A 5,529-nucleotide genomic window follows, 5' to 3' on the forward strand; every position below is an offset into this window, starting at 1 on the left:
AACCCGGCTGCTTCATGATCCATACTCCAATCAACGCAAGAGAAATGGAATCATAGAGAACAGGTCAGAGCCAAGGGTTTTTTTCGATCCCTCCAGGTCCACAGGAAAAAGCCGCATCTCAAGCCTATGCCCCGACATATCCAGAGATCGAATGCTGGAAAGTCCGTGATCCGATCCCGCGTCGAGCATGTCTTTGCGGGTCAGAAATCGCAAATGGGTCTGTTCGTCCGAACTGTCGGTATCACCCGGGCCACCATGAGGATCGGGCTCGCCAATATTGTCTATAATATGCGCCGCTTTCTCTTCCTCGAAAGATTGAGCGCGAGCGCGTAGTCATCCAGAGTGGGCAGTCCCCGGTATGCTCAAAACGCAGATCAAAAGCTACCCCAAAAACCGTCAATCAAATCACCAAAAGCCTGAAATCACCAGCCAAGCACATCAATCAACGGTTCTTCGATCCCTCCCCGTTCTGATGGCGCCAGAAAATCGTAGATCTCGGCGGTCGAGGGTCTTCCCCTTCGAAGTGGATGTCCTCGATCAAAGTCTCCCAGACGAACCAGACGGTATCAGAAAAGACAGACTGCATCATGCTCATCACAAACAACTATGCAGTGCGTTCTATTATTCAAGGACTAGAGCGGTTCCACTGAACTCTGAATCGAGAGGTGACACTGAAGAGGTCTTGTGATTCACCGTTTTCATTGATGGAGACGGTGATGGCACGAGCATTGAGTGATGATCTTCGGGAGCGTGTTCTGGAAGCTGGAGTTGCGGGAGCATCTGCCCGCTCGATTGCGGCGCGGTTCGGAGTGGGGATTTCGACGGCGATCCGCTGGTTGCGTCGGGAACGTGAGAGCGGCGAGCGGACGCCCCGTCGCCAGGGCAAGCCGCGCGGATCACGGCTGGACGCGCATGAAGCGTTCATTGCCGGCATGATCGAGGCGCAGAAAGACATCACGCTTCACGAAATGATAGCGCGCCTGGAAAGCGAACGGGCCGTCGGGATCGGTCGCACCATGCTCAGTCGCTGGCTGCGGCAACAGGGATGGACATTCAAAAAAAGACCGCTCATGCACTGGAGCAGGAGCGTGAAGACGTTCTGAAGCGACGACAGGACTGGTTTGATCGCCAGCCTGACCTTGATCCGCAGCGTCTGGTGTTCATTGACGAAACCAGCCTCTCCACGAAGATGGCCCGTCTGCGCGGGCGTGCCTTGCGCGGGGAACGTTGCCGCGCCGGTGTGCCGCACGGTCATTGGAAAACCACGACTTTCACCGGGGGGCTGCGTCTGACAGGCCTGACCGCGCCCTTCGTGCATGATGGTCCCATGAATGGCAGGATCTTTCAGGTCTATGTCGAACGCGTTCTCATCCCGACACTGAAGCCGGGTGATATCGTCGTGATGGACAATCTTCCAGCGNTGGCTTTCTCAAAACTCAAAGCCTTGCTGCGCGCTAAAGCCGAACGAACTGTCAGTGCTCTGTGGGATACCGTCGGCGCTATGCTTCCCGCTTTCACTCCCAGTCAATGCGCCAGCTTCTTTACAGACGCTGGATATGAACCAGATTAAAGCGGAGCCGCTCTAACAGACCCCGGACAGGAAAATAGCTTCTTTTATTTGTATTTCACAATTACTATTATTTATTACCTCTATCAGCCATTCTTTTAATTTTGTTTTTTTAATATTATACTTTCTTCCACTCAGTACCATGCGTGAAACATGTAGCATAGCCCCGAAATGTCCCATTTCAATAGCTTTTAAATACCAGTATATACCTTTATGACTTTCTACATCTTGACATCCCATCGTAAGCCAGTCGCCAAGCGTGGCTGCAGCATCCGAGTAACCCGCATTCGTTGCCTTACGTAACCAAGATTCAGCGCTCAAAGTGTCTCGATCAGCTTTTAATAGAAAAACACCATATCGAAAGTAAGCTTCAGGTATCTGATCCTCCGCCGCAGATTTTAGGTGCCATCTCAAAATAGTAGAATCTTGAGTGATTATCCCCTGCTCAATCGCCCTTGCCATCAGAAGATGAGCTTTTCCATTATTTATATTTTTTGTTTGTAGAACCATAGAAATCCAGTAATTAATAGAATCTTTAGTTGAAATTTCTGCAGAGGCGGCTCTATCATCTCCTTGAATACACCGATCCGCTAACTCAACCATAGCCCAAGGTTGATTATTTTTAGCTTCCTGGTGAAGGATAAAAACTGCCTTATCAGTATTTTTGTTCAATTTTATGTATATCAAACGCCATAAGAGACGTGTAGCAGGAGCGTCTCCGAGGTCTCTACCACGGTCACAAAATAGAATTGCATTATCAAGCCCTAGCGGAATATTTTTAGTAGAAATATGGGGTAATCCTAGAATAGAATCTAACGAGCTCTCCTCGAAATTTATAGCTTGTAGAGCAAGACGAGCCCGCCAGTACCATGACGGAACATCTCCCAGATTTGTTGCCTTTTTTAACCAGTAATGTGCCGATGCAATAGTAGAAGTGTTTTTCCCAAAAGTACCATTTAAATAACTTGCTCCGAGATAACGACATGCGTCTGGGAAATTAGCCTTAGCTGCACTTCGTATGGCAGCATACCTCTTCTGCGAATGTATATCCCCTCTGATAGCCATCTTATATCGATGTGATATCAGAGGATGTAAAAATAGACGCATATGCACCATCACGGCGACACCGGTACATAAATTTGAATGGCGCTATCCCCGATATTATGAATATCTACATGTGTTACACCACCAATCATAACAGAAGAGTTGGAGTTATCAAATGTCATAACTACCGAATTTCCTTTTTCTGTTATTTTATACCCATGTGCATCAGACAGTCCTGTCAAAATAAGTGTATCGTTAGATGATGTGAAATCATTTATAGTCATATTTAAATTTGATTTAATATCTCCTTGAATTGACACATTACCTGTAGATGCAATTCCATTATTATATCCTAGATTAGCGTTAAGTGAACCGCCAAAAACAAATACTTGTGCATTCTCTATTCCGGAATTAAATGTAGTATTCCCACCTTGAACTACGTCCTTGATCGAACCACTAGCTGTTGAAGTTGAAGCGTTAATAACAGTATTTGGAGCCGTTGACCAAATTTCTTGGTACCCAGAACCACCATTAATACAGTTAATTGATTTAACCTGTTTAGAATTTGAGGCTATAATTAACTGATTACTTTTATTATTATCTCCTCCGTTAACAGTTAAATCTACGCCGTAATTAAAAATAGTTTGACTGCCAGCCCCTGCTGTCATCACTACACTAGCTACATCTTCAGGATTGGTTTCATTCTGAAAAGCAACCAACGTCTCGGTCCCAGCTCCTCCTGTAATATTCATGTCTCCTCCTTGAGAGACTAACAGATCGTTTGCAGAAGATGCTAAACTACCATATACATTTGTTGTTCCTGCATTTGACCAAATAGTTACCATCTCGGTATTGAGATTTACATTAGTGGTTCCACCTTGAACGTCGATATAAGCAGAATTTATATTTCCTTTATTTGAAGAGAAGATACCTCCCGCGAAAGAAGATGCATCTGAGGCGTTAAAAACCGTATCTTGCGAGCCAGTCCAGACTTGCTGATTTCCTCCCCCATTTACCAAAAGTTTTCCAGTACTTGAAATGTTACCAGAAACTATTACTTGATATCCTTGGCTTTCATTATTTACTTCAACACTATTATTTCCTGTTAATAAAATAGATTTAGAATCATTATTCTGTTTTATATTGTATTTAGCATTTGATCCTGTTGATAAAGTTAGCGTAGATGCCGCTTCTAAAGAAAAATTCACAGTTCCATACTTAATTGATGGATTCATGTCTGTGTTAATAGATATATTATATACACTGTTAGAGTTGATGTTTTCTGATGTGAAGTATGAAAAATTTCCAGAAACGTTCAAAACTGAGTTTCCGTCGATAGTAGCCGATCCTCCCTTACCAATGATGTTTGTAGACAGACCTAAGGCATGAACACTCGCTGCAGTTCCTGATCCTATAGTTAGAGTATCATTTCCATTACTCGTGATGTATTGCGGATTTTTTAAGGTATATATCGAAGAATTTGCGTTTCCAGAATTTAAAAGAAGATTTGTTTCTCCATCAGATGGAGTAGTAGTTGAAATTTGATTATCTTCCATCTGTAGATCTGAGATAGATTGAATTTTTTGACTTTTATCTGAATATTTTATGTTAGATGATAAATCTTGTGTTATTGATATATCGTTAATATCCATAGTCGCGCTAGAATTTGATGGTTGAGCAGTACCTAGATTACCTGCCTCTCCCCCTACATATGACCCAGTAAGGTTCCAATTCGAAAGGTCTTGATAGTACGAAGCATTTTGAGGATCTTGACGTGAAAGTATAGTAATTACTTTATCAAGTGCAGCGTTTAGATTTATAGATACATTATGAAAACTCGATGTATCTCCTGAAAAGGCATCTAATTCACCGTTATAGTTATATTCCATTGATCCAAGATAAAGCGATATAGCTGTCAAGTCTCCCGGACTATAGATTTTGCCTCCAGAGTTGGAACCATTTAATGATGAATAACCTGCTTCAACAGTTTCTACACCACGCGAGTCATAGACAACGGATTGTAGAAAAATACCGAGTTGAGGAACTCCAGAAATTTTCTTTACTGTATTAAAATTTACAGTAAAATTATTTCCGAATGAAATAAGTCCTGTACTTCCGCTTATATTAGTGATACGCTCATTAGCCGTAAAATTAATTTGATGATCAAATGTGACATCAGTACTTAAATTTTTGTAAGTCTGTAAATTAACATCATTTAAGTTGCCGCCTTGCACTTGAATTCCATAAGTATACCCAGGTAATATTCTTCCATCTTTGCTTGCATCCGAAGATTCAGAGGAATTGTATATAGATAAACTAGAATTTCCTGCGCCGTCATTAATGCTTCCTTGCTGCCAAGTTGCAACAGGAGTTCCTAAGAGATTATCTTTGAATTCTATATCTTCTAATATAGGAGATGTTGGATCGAAATAGGAACCCGAACACCATTGCGTAACATCCCAATCATCATTGAAAGTTCCAGGAAGATTTGGTATAGAATCCTGATATTGTTCAATACCATTAATGACTTGTCCATTATTAAATCTAAAGTTAGGTCCATTTGTGCTTGGATTTTCAAAAATATTGACAATTGACTTAGCGATAGACATTTTATATCACCTTATAGGTTTTTTACTTCTGAGAAAAACTTTAAGAGACTTTATTTTATAAAACGTTAAGATAGAGGGATCGAAGAACACTTGATTGATCCGCTTGGCCCGTGATTTCTGGGTTTTGGCGATTTGAAGAGTTCGAAAAACCCCTTGGTTTTGAAAGCAGCTCTGTGATTCCATTCGTCTGGTTCTGACTGAGGGAATAGCGCTATGGAGCGGGCGGGATTTTTTTGATGTTGAAGAGCGGCTTGCTCGATTGAGCGGACTTGGTGACCAGCTCGAAGCGTTTTCCCGGACTGTGGATTT

General features: G+C 42.4%; 3 protein-coding genes and 1 pseudogene. 2 read left to right on the top strand and 2 right to left on the bottom strand.

Annotation, left to right across the window (positions count from 1 at the left end):
- Positions 1-81: 81 nt before the first annotated feature.
- A pseudogene (locus JK213_RS15665) lies at positions 82-333 on the top strand (IS5/IS1182 family transposase); the annotation flags it as partial.
- Between the two features lie 383 nt (positions 334-716).
- A protein-coding gene (locus JK213_RS15670; protein ID WP_249200757.1) for an IS630 family transposase occupies positions 717-1,570 on the top strand; the annotation gives its coding sequence in 2 pieces (ribosomal slippage) (positions 717-1,053 and positions 1,053-1,570; 855 coding nt in all).
- 12 nt (positions 1,571-1,582) lie between these two features.
- On the opposite strand, the gene JK213_RS15675 is transcribed toward JK213_RS15670, so the two are convergent.
- The gene (locus JK213_RS15675) at positions 1,583-2,683 is read right to left on the bottom strand and encodes a hypothetical protein (protein ID WP_249200759.1); all 1,101 of its coding nucleotides are present in this window, start codon (positions 2,681-2,683) and stop codon (positions 1,583-1,585) included.
- Complete coding sequence (locus JK213_RS15680; RefSeq protein WP_211571890.1) at positions 2,683-5,220, bottom strand: hypothetical protein; 2,538 nt, start codon at positions 5,218-5,220, stop codon at positions 2,683-2,685. The genes JK213_RS15675 and JK213_RS15680 overlap by 1 nt, the downstream gene beginning before the upstream one ends.
- Positions 5,221-5,529: the final 309 nt, after the last annotated feature.

The sequence above is a fragment of the Gluconobacter sp. Dm-44 genome, from assembly GCF_018256175.1.
Taxonomy (GTDB): domain Bacteria; phylum Pseudomonadota; class Alphaproteobacteria; order Acetobacterales; family Acetobacteraceae; genus Gluconobacter; species Gluconobacter cadivus.

Excerpts from the sequence above, each read along its gene's own strand:
- JK213_RS15680 (WP_211571890.1), bottom strand. The coding sequence starts at position 5,220 with ATGTCTATCGCTAAGTCAATTGTCAATATTTTTGAAAATCCAAGCACA.
- JK213_RS15675 (WP_249200759.1), bottom strand. The coding sequence starts at position 2,683 with ATGGTGCATATGCGTCTATTTTTACATCCTCTGATATCACATCGATAT.